Source organism: Paenibacillus sp. FSL H7-0716, assembly GCF_038002705.1.
GTDB lineage: Bacteria > Bacillota > Bacilli > Paenibacillales > Paenibacillaceae > Paenibacillus_AQ > Paenibacillus_AQ odorifer.
Genome location: NZ_JBBODA010000026.1, coordinates 1 through 23,289, shown reverse-complemented (window position 1 = coordinate 23,289; position 23,289 = coordinate 1). Strand labels below are relative to the sequence as shown.

Below are 23,289 nucleotides of genomic sequence, written 5' to 3'. Positions count from 1 at the left end.
GCATTTGGCAAAATCCCTAATATTCAATAGATTATGGCTGATATTCTCCGCTTTGCACTCTACCTAGAAAAAGCCGCAGCGAATCTCAGTTTCTAAATGGATTCGCTGCGGCTTTACACAATTCCTGCTACTTTCTTAATTCTGCACCAAAAGTTTGTTGAAGAGAGGCTAATACCTTCTCATGCACCTCTCCTACTTCCTCATCAGTCAGTGTATGTTCACTATGACGATACAGCAGTGAGATCGCGATGCTCTTCTTTCCATTTTCCAGCTTACCGCCAGTATAAACGTCAAATACCTGGACGGACTGGAGCAAAGTGCCTCCGTTATCGCGGATGGAAGCCAGCAGATCGCCCGCTGGTACAGCGGAATCCACGACCACAGCAATATCCCGTTCAATTCCCGGGAAACGCGGAAGCTCATTATATTGCAAACGGCTTTGCGCACTTTCATATAACGGCTGCAATAAAATCTCTGCCGCATAAGTATCCACCAGATCCAGCTGTCTTTGCAGATCTGGATGAATCTGTCCCATCGTTCCGATCTTCACACGGCCCTCGTTTCCGAGTAAATATACCGACGCAGAACGCCCAGGATGATATCCTTCTGGACTATCTCCCACGTAGATAATTTTGTCAGTCAGCCCTAAATGAGCAAATACCGTTTCCAGCGCACCCTTCAAATCAAAGAAGTCCACAGGCTGTGCCGAAACATTCCATTGCTTCACTGTTAAGCTTCCGCTAAGCAGCAGCCCCAGCACCGGCAGTTCGCGTGGCTGGCGAGTCAACTGTTCTTCATCTGTGAAGAAGACGTTGCCGATTTCAAACAATGCCAAGTCGCTTTGACGACGATTGGTATTGTAGCTGGCAATATCCAAGAGTTGCGGAAGAAGGCTGGTACGCAGTACGCTGCGTTCTTCACTCATCGGCATAGCCAGTTTTACCGCTACTGCTCCTTCTGATAACTCAGGGAACATTGTGCTTTGTTGCGGCTGGATGAAGGAGTAACCCATCACCTCTTGGTAACCGCCATGTGACAATAGGCGACGCAGTTCACGACGGAGCGCTTGCTTGTGAGTTAGTGCTCCTGGCGTTGTAATTCCTTCAATTAGAGTCGTTGGAATATTGTCATACCCGTACAGGCGGGCAATTTCTTCAATAAGATCAACATCGTAGCTGATATCGCCACGTCTGGTTGGAACTTGAACTTCAATCAGCCCTTGTGCGGTATCTCCGCATTTGAAATGTAGACGGCCAAACAATGTCTTCACTTCCAACAAAGACAAATCTGTTCCCAGATAACGATTCAGTTTCTCTAAGGACAAGGTGAGAACCTTCTCTTGGACAGCGTCAGTTCCTGCCTGCACGATGCCTTCATGGACCGATCCGCCAGCATAACGTGCAATCAGTACTGCTGCACGGTTCAATGCAGGAATAACTGCACTTGGATCCACTTCCTTCTCGAAACGAAGGGAGGCTTCAGAGCGAAGTCCCAATTGACGCGAGGTTTTACGAATCGTTCCTCCATCAAACTTAGCAGATTCCAGAACAAGGTTTACCGTCTCAGCAGTAACCTCTGTATCCCGTCCACCCATTACTCCGGCCAGACCTACAGCTTTTACTCCATCAGCGATAACGAGCATTTGCGGCTCTAGCTTACGCTCTTGACCGTCAAGTGTAACCAAAACTTCACCTTCATGGGCAAGACGAACGCCGAGTTCTCCACCTTGTACTTTATCTGCATCAAAAGCATGCAGCGGCTGTCCATATTCCAGCATCACATAGTTGGTAATGTCCACGATATTATTAATTGGACGAACCCCAGCAGCCATCAGACGATTCTGAATCCACAGCGGTGATGGTGCAGGTTTAACACCTGCAATATAACGAACTGCATAATGGCTGCAGTATTCTTCATCTTCAATCTTGACGGAAATGGAATCCGCAGCAGGACCACTGATCTCAATTATTTCGCTTTTTGGATCAGGTAATTTAACTTCACGCCCAAGAATTGCACTTACTTCATAAGCAGCACCAATCATGCTGAGGCAATCTGAACGGTTCGGAGTCAGATCGAATTCCAGAATCTCGTCATCTAAGCCGAGGACCTTGGAAATATCCTGACCAATCTCTGTCCCTTCAGGCAGCACAAGAATACCTTCTTGTTGCTCTTTTGGAAGCAATTTATCATTCAGTCCCAATTCTTTGGCCGAGCAGATCATTCCTTGCGACAGGACACCGCGCAGCTTGGCTTTTTTGATATCCAGTCCTGGCAGCTTTGCGCCAACCATTGCTACAGGTACAGTTTGACCTGCAGCTACATTTTTTGCACCGCAAACGATTTGTAGATCCTCATCTTGGCCCACATCCACGATACATACGTTCAGCTTGTCTGCATCGGGATGTTTTTCCTTTGATTTCACATAGCCGGTTACGATGCCGGAAATGCCTTTATTGCGGCGCTCTACACCGTCAATCTCAATGCCGGCAGCGGTAATCTTCTCCGCTAGCTGTTCGGCGGTTACTCCTTCAATCGATGTATAATCAGCCAACCATCCGGTTGATACTTTCATATCCGCTCACTTCCTTTATGTTTCAGATGTATTTATTTCACTGTTGTTCGCGCTGCTTCCTGTGGGAGAACGCTCCAAAGCCATTCTCCAGCCACTATCAGCCAGCGCGCCCACAAAAACTAAACGCCCTTGAACTGCTTCACAAAACTCATGTCATTACTATAGAAATGACGGATGTCATCGATGCCGTATTTAAGCATTGCAATCCGCTCTACACCCATTCCGAAGGCGAAGCCGCTGTACTCAGCAGGATCATAGCCACCCATTTTCAGTACATTTGGATGCACCATACCGGCGCCAAGGATTTCTAACCATCCGCTTTGCTTGCAAAGTCTGCAGCCATCGCCGCCACATTTGAAGCAGCTTACATCTACTTCAACACTTGGCTCCGTGAATGGGAAAAAGCTCGGACGAAGACGAATGCCTGTATTCGGTCCAAACATCTCCTGCACAAATTGTTGCAGGGTGCCCTTCAGATCACTCATTCGAATGTTACTTCCAATGACCAAACCTTCGATTTGGTGGAACTGGAAGGAATGCGTTGCATCATCATCATCACGGCGGAATACTTTACCCGGACAGATGATTTTAACAGGAGCTTCACCGTTCATAGCCTGCATAGTACGAATCTGTACCGGCGAGGTTTGAGTGCGCATTAACAGGTCATCCGTTAAATAGAAAGAATCCTGCATATCACGTGCCGGGTGATTCTTAGGCAGATTTAGAGCTTCAAAGTTATAATAATCGGTCTCTACTTCCGGACCTTCAGCTACACGGTAGCCCATGCCGATAAAAATATCCTCAATCTCCTGTACGACTCTGCTAAGCGGGTGAATGCCCCCTTGCTGCATACGGCGACCCGGTAAGGTTACGTCTACTTTTTCAGCCTGCAGACGTTGCTGGGTTTCCTGCTCTTGAAAAGCCTCCTGCTTCGCGCCGATAATCTCCTCAATAGCACTGCGAACCTGATTCGCTACTTGCCCGATTACCGGACGTTCCTCAGCACTAAGTCCTCCCATACCACGCAGAACCTCTGTAAGCTCACCTTTTTTACCGAGATACTTCACTCTTAGATCATTTAATACCTGCGGATCCATAACCTCCTGCAGCTTAGCCAGCGCTTCAACCTTCAATGCTTCCAACTTCTCTTTCATGGCCGTGTACAGCCCCCTTCAATCATTGTCTAGTTCAACAAAAAAAGGCCTTTCCTCCCGGTAAGGGACGAAAAGACCGTGGTACCACCCTTGTTAGACAAGCTGATCTGTTCCCCTTAAGAGCTTCATTCCCTCTTTTGGCTGGACAGATACCTATCTCACTTTATACAGAAATAACGGTCTGTGACCGGTATCCCCTACCCTTCCCTATTAGACAGCTTAAGGAATTCAGGGAACTGCTCCGGAGTGAACTTCGACAGCTCTGCTTCTTAGAAACGCTCTCAATCCGCGGCGTCTCCTCCCTGTAAGTCAGGCACTGTGTACTCTTCTCCATCACTGCATTTCACAATTCATGCTAATTGTCAGGTATCTCTTTACTACAAGAGATATGTCTCTTTATTATATGCAAAATCTGTCGTTTTGACAAGCTGGACAAAATTAGGCTAATTTTTATCTTCTTTTAAGCTGGCTTTAAGCTTCAGAGCCATTTTCAGAACTTTTTTTCAGCTAACATTCAGCGGAGCTTGATAATTTCCATTACTAGGAAGGCTTGCTTATCCACTCAGGTGCACCTTCGCAGACTATTAACTATCCTATTGGGAGGAAATCAAATGCATGGACGGAGAAAAAAAGTAGCCGCGGTGCTGCTAAGCACAGCTGTGCTTAGCCAGTCTGCAGCGTATGGAGCTCATGCCGCTTCGGCCGGGACTACATCCAGCAAAGTTGCAACAACAGCTTCCGTATCCGCTCTGGATAAACTAGGCTCCATAGCCTTGAAGACTAACATCAGCGCAAAGCTGACGGATGTCAGCTTATTAACTCAGGATGGCGGAAATATTCTTACATACACACTCAGCTACTCTAATGGAAGCAACGCTAGCCTCAATCTGGTGGACTTTTTCTCCAAAGTAACTACTAGCGGCGGTACAGTTATTCAAGGAAGCCCTATTACCAGCAGTGCAACCATCCAATCCATTGCCGCGAAAAGCAGTCAATCTATCACCTACTATGTAAACATCGGCAAATCCACCTCTTTAAACGGGGTCAAAATTTCATTGTACGGATGGGACTTCAACACCACCGATTATCAAAAAAAGCTAGGGAACTTCACCGTACCAACAGGATATTCACAAGCTGTCGCCAGAGGGCAGAGTAAAAAGATCACCCTAAACAATCTCCCTGTAACCACCAAGGCAGAGAGTCTGCAAATTTATAAATATAACGGTAAGGTCTATGCCAAGGTTGGCGTTAGCTTCACTAATCAAGGAACCAAGGTACTCAGTGATACTGGACTTAAAGGATACCTCGCTTCCGCTGGAGGATCTGTATTTGAACTCGCACTTGATGACACCAGCACCAGCTATAAAGTACAGCCTCAGGAAAAGAAGACAATCTACTATTTGACGGAAATCCCTTCTTATATGAAGACAGACAACATGGCGCTGCAATTTGCCGGAGAAGATGCCTCATTAAAAATAGCGTTGCCGGTTGTCGCCTACAACCTCCCCGCTGCAACAACACCGGATCTTGTCGTAGCCAGCAATGTCACGAAGAAGCTTACAATCAGCAATAATACAGTCGAAACACAGCTGAAAACGGCTAACGTCTATGCTGACAATGGCAACGCAAAGTGGACTCTACAGTTCCGCATCAAAAATAGCGGCAACAAAGCGGTGAATGTGCCTGCCTATGAACTTGCTATTAAAGCCGCTGAAGGGTATAGCTTTCCGGTGGATACGAAGGATTTTGCCAGCCTAACATTGAAACCGCTTGAAGAAAAGATTATTGAACTCAGCGCAGACGTACCACTCACACTCAACCAAGGAACATTGCAGCTGCAAATGACTGAGCCGGCTGCTGAAGGCAAGATTATTTTTCCTACCGCCTATTATCAGATTCCTTACACGCTGCAAACTAACAATTGGCAGGACACGGAATACCCGGTAGAGAACAGTCACGGTACATTTGTTGTCAAAATTGCAAACATTCAGAGACTCCCTTGGTCTGACAAAGACCAGATCGTGGCTAAAATCAACATCCGCAACACTAAATCAACCTCTGTTCAGCTTCCTACGCTTACAAGTGTCATCAAAGCTGGAGAAAGTGACATCAGCAGCACTTCCCAGGTTGTCTCAGAAAGTACGCAAACCATCCTCGGTCCAAATGAATCGGCTGATGTGTATGTCGTAGCAAATGTTCCTTATAGCTATACTTTCAATCAATTAAAAATCACCCTGCAAGAAACTTCAGGTGAAAGTAAGCTTAACTTCCTTTCTCTAAGTACTACCCAACTGGACAGCCGAGTACAGAGTGTTGCAGCAGAAAATTCTTTCCATCTTGAGCTTGAAGGTAAAAAAGCGGAATTACTTGTACGCCGGACTCTCGTGTACCCAGGTACAGATTCAAATATCTTGTACACAGAACTGGAAATGAACAGTGAGGAATCGCGTAAATCCGAACAGGCTCAGCTCGTAGCCTATTACAAAACACAAGACAATCAATATTATGAAGCCGAAGTCACCCAGTCCAAAACCTCCACAAGTCCTAACGGAAAAAGCCTGGTCACCCTCTGGAGTAAGCTCCCTCTAGGTATAGATCCAGCGAATCTTGTCCTTTATATCGGGGAAGGTGTTTCAGAAGGCAAGCTTACCGCTCCTGGCGGCCAATCGACGGGTTACATCAATACGGTATCACTTGGACTGAACCAGCTGGGGGTGGAGCCCAAAGGCAATCTTTTGAACGTGGAAATGTTTCCTTATACCCTATCCGTTACAAATGCAACCGCCACCGTCACCGCTGGTAAAGATACGCTCAGCACTGTCCTAACCTACAACATGTCAGCCAGCACGCTTTATGAATCAGGCACCTATGAACACAAACTGGTGTTGGAGCTGATTGACCCCTTAGGACAAAGCATGGAAAAACCATTAACGCTTGGCACAGATCTACAATTAGGTAACTTCAAGTCGTACACCACAACCTTCACAAGCAGCCTTTACAAAACACTGGGTGGCGGCGCAATCCGGTTGAATCTATACGACGAATTCCAAGGCCATCGAAATCTGCTGGGAACACAAACCTATGTTGTTACTTATCAGGCGGCATCAACGACTTCGAACAGCAACTCTACTTCTGGCACAGATCCAGACACCAGCAATACATCCGGCAATTAATATGATGAGCTATGGAGGATAGAAATGAAGAAGAAAAAAATAGTGTTCTGGACTCTTGGAGTAGTAGTTGTAGCCACAGCAGGAATGCTGGTTTATACATTGTTACCTGATAAGAACAGTCAAGCCGCTGAAGTGCCTGTTAATACAGCTAGCGTTACAAAGGGCGATATCGTAGTTAGTGTATCCGGAGCCGGCTCCGTGATTGCTACAGAAACTGGTAAAGTAAAAACGAAGGACAGCGGGACCGTAGCTGAGGTTCTTGTCAAAGAGGGCGATCTCGTGAAACAGGGCCAGACTTTGATTACCTTTGAAGGCAATGATCTGAGTGACAATCTCAAGCAGGAGCAAACTTCACTTGCCTCACTTGAGACCGATCTTGAGGACAAGCAGGAGCAATATAAGAAGCTGGCCGTATCAGGTGCAGCAGAAGATGAGCTGGCCAATGCCAAACGTTCGATTGAAAAGGCCAAAACCGACATTTCGGCGCAACAGGAAAAAATAGCTTCTGTCCAAGAAGATATGCTTCCTCCTGATCCGTTAACGGCTCCTATTGACGGAACTGTAACGACAGTTAATATTGCAAGCGGTGAAAAAGCCATGGACGGCTCTGAACTCATTAACATTACCGATTATGCTAATTTAAGTGTAGTTGTGCAGGTGGATGAGCTTGATATTCCTACTGTAAAGCTAGGGATGCCTGCCACTATTTCATTGGATGCTCTGCCTGATACGGAATTTAAGGGAACGGTTACGAAAATAGCTAATGAGGGCACCGCCTCAAACGGTGTCTCCCTCTTCGATGTTACCATAGGTCTAACAAGCTCCGAAGGTGCTCTTGTCGGAATGTCTGCGGAAGTTTCAGTAACCACTGCTGAGAAAAAGGATGTATTAACAGTACCTATTGAAGCTGTACAAGAAAGAAACGGAAAATACACAGTTTCTATTCCTCTAGCAGCGGGTTCAGCCGCAACTTCCAAAACTACTGGCGAGGGCCAAGCACCAATGCCTAGCGGTGCTCCTGATGCTCGCGGCAGCGCTATGCCCAGCGGGGCTCCTGATGCTCGCGGCGGCGCTATGCCCAGCGGGGCTCCTGATGCTCGCAGCGGCGCTGCCGGTGGAAGAAATCGCGGCAATAGCTCAGGACAGATGGTCACTGTCGAAGTGGGTCTCCATGATGAGAGCAGCATTGAAATTGTCAGCGGACTCCATGAAGGGGACCAGGTGATCATCCCTACCGTAATCTCTACGAAAACCGGAACAACCAGCACGGAAACGGAAACTAGAGGCGGTATGGGCGGTATGGGTGGCGCTGGCTTCGGCGGCAGTGGCTTTAGTGGGGGTGGCGGCTTCACCGGAGGTGGCGCTGGTGGTATGGGCAGCGCACCAGGTGGTGGCGGAGGTGGCGGCAGATGAGTGCTTCAGCACCTCTGATCGAAGTTCACGACATGTCCCACGGCTACACAATGGCCGGAGAAACCATGACGGTCCTAAATAGCCTTTCCTTTACAATTGATCTGGGGGAGTTCGTAGCTATTATTGGTCCCTCCGGTTCTGGTAAATCAACACTCATGAATATGCTTGGTTGCCTCGATATCTCCGATGAAGGAAGTTATCTTCTAGATGGACAAGAGGTTCGCAAGTTATCCGACAATAAGCTCGCAACGATCCGCAATGAGAAGATCGGCTTTATCTTTCAGAATTTCAACCTGCTCCCCAAGCTGTCAGCCATTGAAAATGTGGAGCTGCCATTGATTTATCGTGGCCTCCCCCATCGGGAAAGAAGACAACTAGCACAGGAAGCACTCATTAAAGTAGGGCTGGAGGATCGGATGCATCACCGCCCTTCTGAGCTTTCGGGAGGACAGCAACAGCGGGTAGCGATTGCCCGGGCTATGGCGGGATCTCCCCCTATTCTACTCGCCGATGAACCAACCGGGGCACTGGATACGCGAACGGGGCAGGAAGTCATGCAAATGATACGTGAGTTGAATAAGCAAGGACATACCATTATCCTCATCACACATGATCTGGAAATAGCTAAACAAGCGGAGCGGATTATTCGTATTCAGGATGGCAACCTCGTGGAAGATCGGAGGAATGCGGGGTGAAATTGTACCAAAGCATGCGAATGGCCCTGAAAAGCATCAACAGCAGTAAGGTTAGAGCTTTTTTAACGATGCTTGGGATTATTATTGGAGTCTCTTCGGTCATTATTCTTGTTTCTGTTGGGCAAGGAACTACTTCACAGATCACAGAGCAGCTAAACGGTCTAGGCACAAACCAACTCACTGTAAACATTACTGGCCGTGGGGCGACTACCTCTCTCACCTATGAGGAAGCCCTTGCTCTAGGGGATATAGAGGGCATAGCAAATGTAGCACCTGTAATCAGCGGCAATGCTACAGCCAAGAACAAAACGGACAACGTTAGTGTAACTGTAGAAGGAATCACCCCCTCTTATGAGGAGGTTAAGGATTTTCATGTACAGGCGGGCCGCTTCTTACTTGATATTGATAACGAATACCGGCAAAAGGTAGCGTTGATCGGTTCAGGTACGGCCGAAGATTTATTCGGTACAGACAATCCTGTAGGGCAAAAGGTCCAGTTAAACGGAATTAGCTATAAAATCGTTGGGCTTTTAGAAACAAAAGGCTCCAGTCTAAGTGGTTCCAACGACGATATCATACTCATTCCTATAAGCACTGCAGAACGCCAATTAAAAAGCAAAGGCGTACGTTCCATCACCATTAAGACAACTTCAGCAGATACTGTAGCAGCCGCAAAAGCAAAACTGGAAAGTACGCTTGATGCTAAATTCAATTATGCGGATAATGCTTTTAGCGTGTTTGACTCTCAGGAAATGCTGGAAACTGTCAATTCCACAACAGATACACTTTCCATGGCGCTTGCAGGCATAGCAGGCATCTCACTTTTTGTCGGCGGCATCGGAATCATGAACATCATGATCGTATCTGTCAATGAAAGAACACGTGAGATTGGTATCCGTAAAGCAATTGGTGCCAAAAAATTCGATATCCTCGCTCAATTCATGATTGAATCCATCGTGCTCAGCGGTTTGGGTGGGGTGCTCGGGGTCGGCATTGGTGTCGCGGGCAGTTGGCTGCTGGGTAAATACTCTGCACTTACTGTTTCCATTGCTTGGGATATGGTACTGATTTCTTTTATTTTTTCCTTACTCATCGGCGTGATTTTTGGAATGATGCCTGCGAACAAAGCCGCACGACTTCGCCCCATTCACGCACTGCGTAACGAATAATGTATGATTAGCTGTCCTATAGTCATTAAGATGACTGAGGGCAGTTTTTTTTCAGCAGCTGTAAAAGGTATCATTTATGATCGAGTTGGGTAATAGGAACCATCGGTTTGAATATAGATAATTCAATAGGCCCATACACTAAACTTTAAATTTTGTCTTTATGATTATTATCTGAGTAAAGATTGCTCTATAAGCAGCACGTCCTATATACTTGATATACTAGAAACTACCATTTACTCACACGTACACTTTCCTATGTTTTTCCACTATGTATACAACACCTCTTTTATCCCAAAAGCACCTTCAAACATCAGTGAATGAAATAAATTACGCCTGACCATAGATTGCGTTCTGCAGGTTCTACTTAAGCAGCAATAGATTTTCTTAATCATCTTATACAGGGAGAAGATGACTGTGGCAGGATTCTTTGAGTTCAAGGTAACACGCAAACTATTCTATGTCTTCGCTGCAATCTCCGTCCTTCTGGTTGCGATCAGCGTCGCCTCGCTACTCTATTTAAATTACACGATTAATAGATTGTCAGATTCTCTTTATGATGATATATATCAGAACTCTAAGCTCATATTGAGCGCCGATCGTGATCTGCATCAAGCTGCTGTAGCCTTACAAATCGCAATAGGTCCAAACCTAACAGCCGCGGAAGGTGAACAGTTCACTCAGGAATTTACAGATAATAATCTTCAGGCACAGGAACGAATAAGTCTAGCAAGATCAAATATCAACGCTATAAAAAACCCTTACAGTGATATGAAACAAAGTGGAATTATCCTTTCCGAATTAAAAAACGAGCTCAGCTCCTTCGAAACTACCATTTTCAAATGGAAAAATTCAGGGCATACGCTAATAACAGAACGGACGAAGAGCAGCTGGAACCCGGATTCATATTCTGCGCTCACCCTAAACTCGCAATTCAATGAAGCTAGAGCACATCTCGATCAAGCAGAGGACTTGATTGGCAACTACGCTTTGCAAGTAACGGATGGTTTTGAGGATAAAAAAAGCGCTTTGTTCTCTCTTTATTCACTCCTCTTATTTGTGTTTCTCTTAGTTATTATTTACCTTGGACGCAAAATCATCTGGCTCCAGAATGAAATGCTGGAAGAACAAACACTTTATCAGCTTATCGGTGAAACCATGTCTGATTTCATTATTTTGACGGATCCCAACGGGTTGATTCTATACGCTTCTCCCTCACACTCCAGTATTCTAGGCTATGTGCCTAAAAAAGGAGATCCGTTATCCAACTACATACGTGAACCGGAAATTGCCTGGGCTAAATTAAAAAGTGTTGTTCAGGGAACTCCGCGTATTTCTGAACTGCGCATGCGCGGAGCAGAAGGCCAATGGGTATGGCTTGAAACTAAGGTGTCACCTGTTCTCGGCAGCCGTAAATTCCCAGCACAATTTATGCTGTTATCTCGGGAAATTACCCAGCGAAAACAATACGAAGAACGACTACATAAGCTAGCTTTCTATGACCATTTAACAGCGATTCCTAACAGGGCTCATTTCAAAATGTATATGGAGAACCTTATCACCCAACCCGAAGGACGGAGGCAAAATATTGCGCTTGCCCTGCTGGACTGTGATAGATTCAAGCAGCTAAATGATACCTTAGGCCATCTGGCTGGAGACGAATTTCTTCAGCTGCTCTCCCGTGAACTCATGCATACGGTTAAAGGAATAGGTCAGGCCTTCCGGATCGGCGGAGATGAGTTCGCCGTTGTACTGCATCGATTCACTTCTCCAGAGATGCTTGAAGAAACACTGCAGCGGTTACTTAAACTGTTCAACAAGTCTTGGTCTGTTGATAACGGGTCCAGCTTCCACACCTCCGCGAGTATCGGAGTCGCTTTATTTCCTGAACACGGAAGCAGTATTAATGAACTGCTGCGTGCCGCCGATTTGGCGATGTATCGCTCTAAAGACCATGGTGGCAATAAAGCCAATCTCTACTACGAGCTTGTGGATGAAGGGTTGGCTAACCAGACCATTGTAAAACCATAAGAGCAAATAAAAAGCTGTCTCAGGAAAATTCAACCCTGAAACAGCTCTTTTTGTATGGCCTCTAACTGCTTAACCGAAGATGATCTTCTGAAATTTCGTCAATCTCCTGATCACGATCCCGAACTAAGACCTTGGTTAACTCTCCATTCGTAGAACAATCTATGAAACGGTCTCCGTCTCCATCTTTTTCTTCCCAATCATTAAGCCGCAAAATATATCCGATGGATTGGGTATCTGGCAGCACTTCGATACGGGCTACTGCACGCCCGTTCTCCATATAACGGAAATCGCATTGTCCATCCTGGATTCCTGTATCCCAAACCCAAAGATTCCAGCCTTGGTAATTCTGATCTGGGCGTTCATAGTGTATTTCGATGATTTTAGAGCGTGGGGCTGGCTCACCACATTCATCATAAAGGACCATCATCGACAACCCTTCCACCTCTACCTCATTGCCTTCGATTCTGCGGATAGCGTCTATCCCGGCACGGGTATGGTCTACTACTACGTTCCAACTATCAGCAACCTCAGGAAGTGATACCGGCATCCGGTCATTATTAGCATTGAAGACAACGGTAATATTGTTCCAGAGATCGCCTCCTGCATGGCTTCTAAGCAGATACGATACTATTCCGCCATCACAACGCAGAAATTCTAATGAGCGTTCAATTTCCTGGCGGCCATGCAGACGAAATGCGGGATGTGTGCGCCGTAGCTCAATCAGGCCTTTATAATATTGAAATACGGGCTTAAATGTGCTTTTCATATTCCAACGGATCGAGTTGACCGCATCACCGCTGCGGTAGCTGTTATGATCTCCAAATTTACTGCGCAGGAGCTCATCTCCAGCATGCAGGAAAGGAATCCCCTGCGATGTCAGAATAATTCCGTTAGCAAGTAAGGATCGACGTACAGTTTCATTACCGAGAATATTCTCCTGATCTACATTCACGTATGGATTGGCAAGGGCCACTGCATCTTCCAGATCTTCGTTATTCATGTTAGCGATTACCGGAAAATCAGCTTCCTGGCTCCCTCCTTGAACGATAAGCATCTTATCCCATAAATTCAAATTATCATGGGCAGTTACATAGTTCACCGATTCCACAGGCGAGTCCGTAAACTCATGAATTGCTCCTTTAATTCCGGCTGCAATAGCACCTTCTTTGCCGTATTCGCCTGTCACGAACCCTCTTCCGAAGCCATCACTATCCCCTTTGATCGCTGAACGGAAGTTATCGTTGAAGACAGCATAGCCCTTGCCCCGTTGTACACCTTTTAGCGTTTTAGTGGCCAGCGGAGAATCTCCACCCGTCCAAGGTTCACCGTAAAGCAACAGATTGGGATTCACTTCTAGCCGAAGCTCTTCCGTAATCTCCCGCATGGTAACACTGTCCATCAGTCCCATTAGATCAAACCGGAAACCATCCATATGATATTCCGAAGCCCAATAAGATAAGGAGTCCTTAATAAATTTACGGACCATCGGACGTTCTGTAGCCAGCTCATTGCCAACCCCGGAGCCATTCGACAAACGTCCCGTAAAATCGCGGCGATAGAAATAATCTGGGACAAGCGGCTCAAAGGGGCCATTCTCCACAGCATACGTATGGTTGTAAACGACATCCATAATTACCGCGATCCCGCGGCTGTGCAAGGCCTGCACCATCTCTTTAAATTCACGAATCCGCAAGCCAGGATTGGCAGGATCTGTGCTGTAAGATCCTTCAGGTACATTATAATGCTGGGGATCATACCCCCAATTGTAGTCCACATTAGCTATGGAGGAACCCCGATTGACCACCTTCAGCTCATCCACGGTCTGAAAATCAAATACCGGCATCAGATGTACATGGGTAATCCCTAATTCAGCCAGATGATCAATCCCCACGGTATTTCCTGCCGAATCCTTTAATCCAAACTCGGTAAATGCTTTGAATTTACCCTTATAATGCATACCTGAGCTCTCATGTGAGGAGAAGTCACGAACATGCAGTTCATAAATCACTGCGTCGGCAGGATGCTGTAACGGAGGCGCTACATCCTGATCCCAATGTTCTGGATTCGTATCCTGCAAATTAACGATTGCTGATCTTAAACCATTTGCAGATACCGCTGTTGCATAAGGATCTACTGCTTCCGTCACATTGCCATCTGCAAAAACAGCACGGTACATATAATATTTGCCTTTTAGATCACCTGATAACTTGGTCTGCCACACTCCACCATTACTACGCTGCATATATACAATACGACCATTGTCCATAGCACTCTTAGGTGACTCCGTATTCAGTTGATGCCCACCTGTTTCGTACAGTACAAGGGACACAGCAAGTGCCGTAGGGGCCCAGACTTTAAATACACTGTACTCCGTTGAATACGTCAAGCCTAAATCCTTGCCCTCGTAGACTTCCATCATCAATTCTGCATTTATATAATTTTTACTCATGAATTAACACCATCCTATGGCTCCCCACCTAACCTGTGGGGTTGCTTATAAGTCCATATATTACCAATTTATTTCATATTAATACTTGCACAGCGCTGCAAGTCGGCAAACGGAGTATAAACTTCCTATGGATCCTTACTATTATATGTACGACATATTTATAGGTTTGGGTTCCTTATCGACTTTATGCTCATTACTAATACTATCGGTATAGACATCTGCGCAATAAAGAAAATAAACAGTGAACAGTAAATAAGGTCGAATTATAGAAAATTATAGGTTAAAAAACATAAAAAAGCCGACCTCCAGCCATCGGAAGTCGGCAATAGTAGTTGGAAAACAGTAGAACGCTAAAACGGATTAATGCATGCGTAAAAAGTTACTTAGCGATACTTTGAACAAGCGCAGCGACTTCTTCAGCCGTGCCAAGCTGCAACGCTTTTGCAGCCAAATCCTTCATGTCGGCAGCCGACAATTTAGAAATTTGACTACGCGCTGGCAAAATGGAAGTTGCACTCATGCTGAATTCGTCGAGACCAAGACCCAGTAGCAGCGGAATAGCTGTTGCGTCACCAGCCATTTCACCACACATCCCCGTCCATTTACCTTCTGCATGCGCTGCATCAATTACATTTTTGACCAAACGCAGGATGGCTGGATTGTAAGGCTGATACAGGTAAGATACCTGTTCATTCATACGGTCCGCAGCCATTGTATATTGAATAAGATCATTCGTACCAATACTGAAGAAATCAACTTCCTTAGCAAACTGGTCAGCCAGTACAGCAGTTGATGGAATCTCAACCATTATGCCGAGCTGAATGTTGTCTGATACTTCCTTACCTTCTTCCCGAAGCTTAGCTTTTTCTTCGAGCAAAAGATCACGCGCAGCACGGAATTCACCAAGCGTAGCTATCATAGGGAACATAATGCGAAGATCCCCGTGAACACTCGCTCTTAGTAATGCGCGTAATTGAGTACGGAAAATATCCTGACGATCCAGGCAAAGGCGGATCGCACGGAAACCAAGGAAAGGATTCATTTCCTTCGGAAGGTCAAGATAAGGCAGCTCTTTATCGCCACCGATATCCAGGGTACGTACGACTACCGGCTTACCCTTCATGTTCTCAAGTACAGTACGGTAGGCATTATATTGAATTTCCTCAGAAGGCAGCTTATCGCGACCCATGTAAAGGAACTCAGTGCGGTACAGACCTACACCTTCGCCGCCATTCTCAATGACACCATTCACATCATTTGGTGTACCAATATTGGCAGCTAGCTCAACATGTTTACCGTCTGCTGATACTGTAGGTTCGTCGCGAAGTTTCTTCCATTCTGCGATTTGCAAGTCGTAAGCTTCCTGCTTGCGAGTGTACTCTGCCACTTCAGCTTCGCTAGGATTGATCAGAACGTCTCCATTCAGACCATCGACAATCACCAAATCGCCAGAATTTACTTCTGACAGAACCGTTTTAGTTCCAACAACCGCTGGAATTTCCAAAGAACGTGCCATAATCGCAGAGTGGGAAGTACGTCCACCAATGTTCGTTGTGAAGCCTTTAACGAACTTACGATTAAGCTGTGCTGTATCCGATGGTGTTAGATCTTGAGCAATCACGATTACTTCTTCACTGATTTCTGCAGGACTTACATAATGAATGCCCAGCAGGTGGTTCAGCAAGCGCTTGGTAACATCACGCATGTCAGCTGCACGTTCCTGCAGATAGGCACTCTTCATATTTTCGAACATCTCAATGAATTGTGTAGCCACTTCGTTTAGCGCATAGTCCGCGTTAACCGATTCCTCACGGATTTTATCAATTACAGGATTGATCAGCTCTGGGTCATCAAGAATAAGCAGATGTGATTCGAAAATCTCAGCCTTCTTCTCCCCCAGCTCTGCCAAAGTACGCTCTTTAATCGTTTGCAGCTCCACTCTTGATTTGGCGAGTGCATCATTCAACTTAGCGACTTCTGCTTCAGTATCACTGATACTTGTCTTCGTAATCGTATAATCCGGATGTTTCAGGATAAAAGCACGGGCTACTGCAATCCCTGCTGAAGCCGCGATTCCTGAAATCTTATTCATGGATTTCCCCTAGCCCTTCTTTAATCATTACTTCTTGAAGAGCGTTCAAAGCTTCTGCTTCTTCGCTTCCTTCAGTAATCAAAGACAAAGTATCTCCAGCTTCAAGACCCAATGACAATACGCCAAGAATGGATTTCAAAGTTACTTTTTTACCTTTAGCTTCTGCAAATGCTTCTGTACCTTTGAATTTTGTTGCTGTATTTACCAAGGCAGTTGCTGGACGTGCGTGAATTCCATCTTCATCGACAATTCTGAATGTTTTTTGCATAATATTATCCAACTCGCTTTCTGTTATTAAAGTATTTTAAATTTATAGTGAAAGCTTCGCTTCCTTGTATAAACAAGGAAGCATCGGCCCTTGCACTTTTACTGAATCGTAATGATGTCTTGGTCTCCTATAGAAACCTTACCCGGCTTTTTCAATGTTACAGAAGAGCCTTCTGGTAAATTCGAGAAAATAACAGGTGAGATTACAGAAGGTGCATGTGCTTTTACATACTCTAAATCCACTTCCATAATCGGTTGTCCAGCCGCTACAAGATCGCCCTCTTCAACTAATACTGTGAAGCCTTGACCTTTAAGCTTAACCGTATTAACCCCAATATGAACAAGCACTTCCTTGCCTCCGTCAGACATAATACCGATGGCATGTTTGCTCGGGAACACGTTAAATACCTTACCGTAAACCGGTGAAGCAATCTTCCCATCTTCGGATAGGAACGCGAAGCCGTCGCCCGTCATTTTTTGGGAGAATACTGGATCTGGTACCTCTGTGATATCCAACAATTCACCGTTTACTGGAGATACGATATCTTCCTTGATAATCGCTTCACCAGCTTCACCTGCCTGTTGTTCTTCTTCTGGCTCTGGAGTAACCACTACTGGAGCTGCTGAAGCCGCAGGTGTCTTTCCGTTAATCACATCTTGGATCTGCGATTTAATCGTATCTGAACGTGTGCCAAAAATCGCTTGAACGTTATTACCCACTTCGAGCACACCTGATGCACCAAGTTTCTTAAGACGGTTCTTGTCTACGCCTGCCTTATCTTTAACTTCAACACGAAGGCGGGTAATACAAGCATCTAGATGAGTGATGTTTTCTTTACCACCTAGAGCAGACAAAATGTTCCGCGGCAGATCATCACCTGCTCTGGAGACAGACTCCGTATTCACTTCTTCTTCTTCATTCGTATCTTCTTCACGACCCGGTGTCATAAGATTGAATTTGCGAATTACAAACCGGAAGCCGAAGTAATAAATTAAGGCAAGGACCAGACCTACCGGGATGACCAGCCACCAAGCTGTGCGGTTCGGGATAATACCGAAGAGCACAAAATCGATAAAGCCACCCGAGAATGTCATGCCGATTTTAACATCCAGAATATGCATAGTCATAAAGGACAGACCTGCAAACACAGCATGTACAGCGAACAGCAATGGAGCCACGAATAGGAACGAGAATTCGAGCGGCTCAGTAATCCCTGTCAAGAACGATGTCAATGCCGCGGAAATCATCAAACTTCCGACGATCTTTTTATTCTGAGGTTTAGCTTCATGATAGATAGCCAATGCCGCTGCTGGAAGACCAAACATCATGAATGGATATTTACCCGTAGTAAATGTCCCTGCTGTGAAGTCTACTCCATCGCGAAGCTGCTGCATGAAGATCCGTTGGTCACCACGTACCAATTCTCCTGCTTTATCAACGTAGGTACCAAATTCATACCAGAATGGAGAGTAGAAAATGTGATGCAGTCCAAAAGGAATGAGCGAACGTTCGATCGTTCCGAAGATAAACGCTGCAAGCGTTTTGTTCGTATCAATCATACTTTGTGACACATAGTTCAGACCATGTTGAATGGGTGGCCATACTATTGTCAGTAACAAGCCCAAGATTAGAGCTGTTACCGCCGTCATGATCGGTACGAAACGTTTACCTGCGAAGAAACCTAGGTAAGAAGGAAGCTCAATTTTGAAGAATCGCTTGTACATGGCCGAAGCCAATATACCGACGAGTATACCTCCAAACACCCCTGTTTGCAGTGTTGGAATCCCTAATACGCTGGCATACGAGAAGTCGCCTTGGCTCAGCACGTAATCATTAACGCCAATAACTGTACCCATCGTAATGTTCATTACGAGGAAACCGATAATGGCAGCTAGACCCGCAACACCTTCACCCCCGGCTAAACCTATCGCAACCCCCACCGCGAAGAGTAAGGCTAGATTATCAAATACAATTTGTCCTGAATTCATCAATACGTTGGCAACAGCCTGAACAACATGGTTCTCCAGTGCTGGAACATATTGCAGGAAGTCTGGGTTTACCAGCATGTTACCTATTCCAAGAAGCAAACCTGCCGCAGGCAGAATAGCTACTGGAAGCATCAGAGCTTTACCAACTCTTTGTAAAACACCAAACAACTTTTTAAACATTTAGGTTACTCCTTTCATTAATTTCACTAAAACAGATGCCAAAAAAGGCATGAGCAACACAGTATAGAAGTTGTAATCTAACGTTATCGTTAGATTGCCCCAAGAAGGGGGTTAACAACCAAAATACTGTAATTCACTCATGCCTGATCGAATCAGTTACACGCTCGATATTCTGTTTTGTTGATGACAGTGAACATTGTAGCATCGTTTTTTTTAAGTAGCAAGCGTTTTTTTTGAAACCATGATTTGTTACAACTTTTGCACTTTAAGGAGCTTCACCATTCTTATCCATATCTTGTTCGTCCACTTTTTTCTGGGCAATACGCTGCAGGTGAATCGTCAAATAACTTACCTCAGCTTGATACACGGGAATTCGCACACGCTGTTCGATAATTTTTGTTAATTTCCAAGCCAACGAATACATCTCAGGATACTCCCGTTTCATGAGCCCATCCAGGGTTGAGGTCTCTTGTACCGCCTCTCCACGGCGTAATCTTTCTAGAACGAATCGCAGATGGGTTACCAGTCTTGAGTAATCAAGTGAATCACGTGGGATTCGATAGTCCAGATAATTTTCGACTAATCCAACCAGCTCTCCAATCAAGAGAGAATGTTGTCTAACCTCAGAAATTTGCCTATTACTAAGTGCGCTGACAATATGAAGAGCCACAAAACCTATCTCATCCACCGGCAATTCCACGCCCATAGCCTCATTGATCCGTCCAATCGCATATTCTGCCATCTTATATTCCTCAGGATAAATCTCCTTAGTTTCATACAAAAATGGATTATGAATTGGGATATCTTGTTCAAAACGACGGATAGCAAAAGAAATATGGTCGGTAAGTGCAATATGAATATGCTCATTAAGCGGCTGACGGCTACAATGCATAATATGTAATACTATTTCTTGAACGACCTCAATCAACTTCTCATCCACTTGGGGAAGAAGCTGTTTATATTGTTCCTGTTCCTCCTGGCTGCGAAGAATAAACATCTTCTCCACGGAGGATAGATTAATCTGATCACGCAGCTTGCGGTTAAACCCTATCCCTTTACCGATAACTACAACCTCGGAATATTGAGGATGCTGGGCAATGATAACGTTGTTATTCAACACCTTCGCCACTGTTATGCTACTCATTTTTGACACCTCTTTTATTTCTAAACACCTAACTTCCAGCAGCATACGCAATAAGAGATCGTACGATGAATACAAGCTTTGCTACCATCATAACACCAAGAATTGCATATTAGAAGAACACTCTGTGTCCTTACTAAGCTAGTAGATCAGAGTGAACAGCCTTAAAGGCTTTTATTTTACCTGAAAAAATCTTTAAACACCAGTGAAAGCGTCGATGTCTATATATACAATAATTCCCACGGGATGCCGATAAGCTATACGCTTCATCAAAAATCACCTGTAAACGCAGGAGCTTTTTATCATGTTGTCTAATTTAGATCAAAACAGATCAAAACATAAAGATTAAGGTATGACCAGCAGCTTTGCCAGTCATACCTTAAGTAAATTAAATCAATATAAATTGCATTAAACTAATTTTCCTTTTGTTCAGGCACAGAAGTTAAAGTGTCGCTGGCTGTACTAGATGTTACTGATGGCTGAATATATGTTGCAGGTGTAGCTGGTGCAACAGGTGCGACTGGTGTAACTGAGGCTCCTTTGCTTCCGGAAGCTTTAGTGGTCAACCCCTTGATCAGTGCCTCTACATCAATCCCTGAGACGCTCTTCAACATCTCTGGAGCGGTGGACATTAGCTGAGTCACATAATTGCTGACCCGGGCTGCACCTTCCCCGTTACCGGTATCTACAACGGTAAGTTTATCAATAGATGCCAGCGGCTTCGCAATTTGGCCAGCCAAATCAGGCAGCATTTTGACGATGATATCGAGCACCGCTGCTTCGCCGAATTTCTGGAAAGCTTCCGCCAGTTTCTCTTTGGCTTCTGCTTCCGCTAGACCGCGCAACCGGATAACCTCAGCATCCGCTGTACCTTTAGCCAGCTCTGCATCCGCCATCGCTTGACCTTCAAGGCGCTTCTGCTCAGATGTCGCTTTAGCTTGCGTCTCAATACTATATTGCAAGGCATCTGCCTCACGCATTCTCTTCGCCTTATCGGCTTCCGCCGCTTGCTCTACTGCATAACGATCCGCTTCTGCTTTTTTCTTCACTTCAGCATCATACTGCTTCTCGCGAACTTGAATTTCTTTGGCTTGCAAATCGATTTCACGTTCCTTACGTACCAGCTCAACTTTCATCTGTTCTTCAACAACGGTCTGCTTTGCACGTGCCTCTTGAATATGATAAGCCTGGTCGGCTTCCGCTTTCGCTGTATCCTGATCCCGTTTAAACGCAGCCACCTTAAGCTGGTTTTCCTTGGAGGCTTCGGCAATATTCGTATCCCGCAGCAGCTCAGCTTTTTGCCCTTGCTCTTCTGCGTTTGCCTTTTGAATTCTTGCATCCCGCACTGCTTCTGCTTCAGCAATCTCTGCATCCCGCTTCACAGCAGCTATCCGCGGTTTACCTAGTGCCTCTAGATATCCATGTTTGTCTCGCACATCCTTGATGGTAAAGGAAACAATTTGCAGACCCATTTTCTTAAGATCACGTGCCGCCACGCCTTGAACCTCTTGCGCAAAGCGGTCACGGTTACGATATACTTCCTCAACCGTCATCGAACCGAGAATGGCCCGCAGATGACCTTCAAGAACTTCTTGTGCTTCGCTCTTCAGTGCTTCAATCGGTTTGCCCATAAATTGCTCAGCAGCTGTCGCCACATCTTCCGTTGAGCTACCCACTTTAATGATCGCTACACCGTCGGCAATAACCGGAACCCCTTGTTCGGTGTATACCTCCGGGGTCGTCACATCAAGTTTATGAGAAAGAAGCGACATAAATTCAGCCTTCTGAAAGACTGGGAGTATAAAGGCCCCGCCCCCGCGTACAATCTTTATTTTACGACCAGAACCATCGTCTGAAATATGATTTTTCCCCAAGAACGACCCCGTTACGATCATCCCTTCATCGGGTCCAACCGTTTTGTAACGTGCCCAGAATGCGATACCTAGCACAAACAAAACAGCAACGACAACAGCAGGGACTAACAAATACTCAGGAATACCGAACATTAAAGATCCACTCCTCTTCTCTTTTCGAATTCTGATACCAATGCAACGCCTTCTCTAACCTCCACTACAACAACTTTAATCCCTGCTGGAAGCAGCTCATGATCAAAGCTTGCTGCCGTATGCAGGCTATTGCCGGCGCCAAACTTTACCATAATCTCACCATAACCAGTGGGGGGAACAGGAATTGTGATTTCCCCAATCTTGCCAGGCAGATCACTCATTGAGAAACCATTGGACATTTCGCTTTTTTCCATGGGCTTAACCACCCCTAGATACATAAGTACTCCCAAAAAAGCGGCGGCTAACAAAGACAAAGCAATGATCGCCCCAGCTTCCAGAGCGCTGTACCGGGTTAGAAGAATGCCCGCTCCGCCGAACACGGTTATTCCTCCTGCCAATACGGTGGGATTCAGAAAATCTACGGATACGAAATCAAAGACCCCATGCAAGGCATCTCCGATCACATCACCCACCAGGACGCTGACTATGGCAAATATGACGCCTAGCGCCAAGCAGCCTAAATACAGCGTTTGCATTTTTATTTCCTCCTGTCTTCAATCAGGACTGTCATATTACATTAAACGTACAAAGTAGGTCCTTGGTTTCACAATCTTTGGATATTCACCCAAATAAGTTCCATTCAGAGGATAAGCATGCTCACATTGGCACTATTTTATTACATGTGCTGGGGTTGTCCTAAAGGACGTCCAATAGTTGCTGAGGCGCTGATTTTTGTTGGTAACACTCTCGCGCGTATGAAGGGGTTATGCTGTTTACGCGCCTTCGGCCCATCGGACTCAACAGACCCTATTTGCCGTTTTATCCGACATTTGGTATGCTATCGGACCGCATAGCCACTATTGGCATTGAAACCAGCAAATATAAGAGCATTTCCAAGCAATAGTGTCTCTGGTGTCCGAAAACTTGCTCAAAAGACTGAAAATTCGCATATAACGTCAGT

The 23,289-nt window shown here is 45.5% G+C and carries 14 protein-coding genes and 1 other annotated feature; of the genes, 5 read left to right on the top strand and 9 right to left on the bottom strand.

Annotated elements, in window-relative coordinates:
* Nucleotides 1-127: 127 nt before the first annotated feature.
* Together pheT and pheS are read right to left on the bottom strand one after the other, a co-directional pair.
* A complete protein-coding gene (gene pheT / locus MHH60_RS24985; RefSeq protein WP_076135905.1) occupies nt 128-2,572 on the bottom strand; it encodes a phenylalanine--tRNA ligase subunit beta in 2,445 nt (814 codons plus the stop codon).
* A gap of 119 nt (nt 2,573-2,691) precedes the next feature.
* Nucleotides 2,692-3,726, bottom strand: a complete 1,035-nt coding sequence (gene pheS / locus MHH60_RS24980) for a phenylalanine--tRNA ligase subunit alpha (RefSeq protein WP_076126387.1) — start codon at nt 3,724-3,726, stop codon at nt 2,692-2,694.
* Between the two features lie 60 nt (nt 3,727-3,786).
* Nucleotides 3,787-4,072: a binding site (T-box leader), on the bottom strand.
* A gap of 265 nt (nt 4,073-4,337) precedes the next feature.
* Here pheS and MHH60_RS24975 point away from each other — a divergent pair.
* The 5 genes from MHH60_RS24975 to MHH60_RS24955 all read left to right on the top strand — a co-directional run bounded on the left by MHH60_RS24975 (nt 4,338) and on the right by MHH60_RS24955 (nt 12,204).
* Nucleotides 4,338-6,899: a hypothetical protein gene (locus MHH60_RS24975; protein ID WP_076135907.1), complete on the top strand. Its 2,562-nt coding sequence runs from the start codon at nt 4,338-4,340 to the stop codon at nt 6,897-6,899.
* 24 nt (nt 6,900-6,923) lie between these two features.
* Complete coding sequence (locus tag MHH60_RS24970; protein WP_076135909.1) at nt 6,924-8,312, top strand: efflux RND transporter periplasmic adaptor subunit; 1,389 nt, start codon at nt 6,924-6,926, stop codon at nt 8,310-8,312.
* Complete coding sequence (locus tag MHH60_RS24965; protein ID WP_076135911.1) at nt 8,309-9,007, top strand: ABC transporter ATP-binding protein; 699 nt, start codon at nt 8,309-8,311, stop codon at nt 9,005-9,007. Before MHH60_RS24970 ends, MHH60_RS24965 begins: the two co-directional genes overlap by 4 nt.
* Nucleotides 9,004-10,176 carry an ABC transporter permease gene (locus tag MHH60_RS24960; RefSeq protein WP_111503141.1) on the top strand — a complete coding sequence of 391 codons (1,173 nt, stop codon included), beginning with the start codon at nt 9,004-9,006 and terminating at the stop codon, nt 10,174-10,176. Before MHH60_RS24965 ends, MHH60_RS24960 begins: the two co-directional genes overlap by 4 nt.
* Before the next feature lie 414 nt (nt 10,177-10,590).
* Nucleotides 10,591-12,204, top strand: coding sequence for a sensor domain-containing diguanylate cyclase (locus MHH60_RS24955; RefSeq protein ID WP_076135913.1), 1,614 nt, complete (start codon nt 10,591-10,593; stop codon nt 12,202-12,204).
* Between the two features lie 61 nt (nt 12,205-12,265).
* On the opposite strand, the gene pulA is transcribed toward MHH60_RS24955, so the two are convergent.
* From pulA to MHH60_RS24920, 7 genes are all read right to left on the bottom strand, one after another.
* On the bottom strand, nt 12,266-14,653 hold the full coding sequence (gene pulA, locus MHH60_RS24950) for a type I pullulanase (protein WP_076135915.1): 2,388 nt from the start codon (nt 14,651-14,653) through the stop codon (nt 12,266-12,268).
* 379 nt (nt 14,654-15,032) lie between these two features.
* Nucleotides 15,033-16,745: a phosphoenolpyruvate--protein phosphotransferase gene (gene ptsP / locus MHH60_RS24945; RefSeq protein WP_076126376.1), complete on the bottom strand. Its 1,713-nt coding sequence runs from the start codon at nt 16,743-16,745 to the stop codon at nt 15,033-15,035.
* Entirely contained in the window at nt 16,738-17,013 is a 276-nt protein-coding gene (locus tag MHH60_RS24940; protein WP_036683569.1) for an HPr family phosphocarrier protein, read from the bottom strand. Before MHH60_RS24940 ends, ptsP begins: the two co-directional genes overlap by 8 nt.
* 98 nt (nt 17,014-17,111) lie before the next feature.
* Nucleotides 17,112-19,181: a glucose-specific PTS transporter subunit IIBC gene (gene ptsG / locus MHH60_RS24935; protein ID WP_076135917.1), complete on the bottom strand. Its 2,070-nt coding sequence runs from the start codon at nt 19,179-19,181 to the stop codon at nt 17,112-17,114.
* Nucleotides 19,182-19,446: 265 nt separating this feature from the next.
* A complete protein-coding gene (gene glcT, locus MHH60_RS24930; RefSeq protein ID WP_076126370.1) occupies nt 19,447-20,325 on the bottom strand; it encodes a glucose PTS transporter transcription antiterminator GlcT in 879 nt (292 codons plus the stop codon).
* A 410-nt stretch (nt 20,326-20,735) separates the two neighbouring features.
* Nucleotides 20,736-22,328 (bottom strand): flotillin family protein, encoded by a 1,593-nt coding sequence (locus MHH60_RS24925; protein ID WP_269473484.1) that lies wholly within the window; start codon nt 22,326-22,328, stop codon nt 20,736-20,738.
* A complete protein-coding gene (locus MHH60_RS24920; RefSeq protein WP_076135919.1) occupies nt 22,328-22,864 on the bottom strand; it encodes a protease in 537 nt (178 codons plus the stop codon). The genes MHH60_RS24925 and MHH60_RS24920 overlap by 1 nt, the downstream gene beginning before the upstream one ends.
* Nucleotides 22,865-23,289: the final 425 nt, after the last annotated feature.

Excerpts from the sequence above, each read along its gene's own strand:
- pheT (WP_076135905.1), bottom strand. The coding sequence starts at position 2,572 with ATGAAAGTATCAACCGGATGGTTGGCTGATTATACATCGATTGAAGGA.
- pheS (WP_076126387.1), bottom strand. The coding sequence starts at position 3,726 with ATGAAAGAGAAGTTGGAAGCATTGAAGGTTGAAGCGCTGGCTAAGCTG.
- MHH60_RS24975 (WP_076135907.1), top strand. The coding sequence starts at position 4,338 with ATGCATGGACGGAGAAAAAAAGTAGCCGCGGTGCTGCTAAGCACAGCT.
- MHH60_RS24970 (WP_076135909.1), top strand. The coding sequence starts at position 6,924 with ATGAAGAAGAAAAAAATAGTGTTCTGGACTCTTGGAGTAGTAGTTGTA.
- MHH60_RS24965 (WP_076135911.1), top strand. The coding sequence starts at position 8,309 with ATGAGTGCTTCAGCACCTCTGATCGAAGTTCACGACATGTCCCACGGC.
- pulA (WP_076135915.1), bottom strand. The coding sequence starts at position 14,653 with ATGAGTAAAAATTATATAAATGCAGAATTGATGATGGAAGTCTACGAG.
- ptsP (WP_076126376.1), bottom strand. The coding sequence starts at position 16,745 with ATGAATAAGATTTCAGGAATCGCGGCTTCAGCAGGGATTGCAGTAGCC.
- MHH60_RS24940 (WP_036683569.1), bottom strand. The coding sequence starts at position 17,013 with ATGCAAAAAACATTCAGAATTGTCGATGAAGATGGAATTCACGCACGT.
- ptsG (WP_076135917.1), bottom strand. The coding sequence starts at position 19,181 with ATGTTTAAAAAGTTGTTTGGTGTTTTACAAAGAGTTGGTAAAGCTCTG.
- glcT (WP_076126370.1), bottom strand. The coding sequence starts at position 20,325 with ATGAGTAGCATAACAGTGGCGAAGGTGTTGAATAACAACGTTATCATT.
- MHH60_RS24925 (WP_269473484.1), bottom strand. The coding sequence starts at position 22,328 with ATGTTCGGTATTCCTGAGTATTTGTTAGTCCCTGCTGTTGTCGTTGCT.
- MHH60_RS24920 (WP_076135919.1), bottom strand. The coding sequence starts at position 22,864 with ATGCAAACGCTGTATTTAGGCTGCTTGGCGCTAGGCGTCATATTTGCC.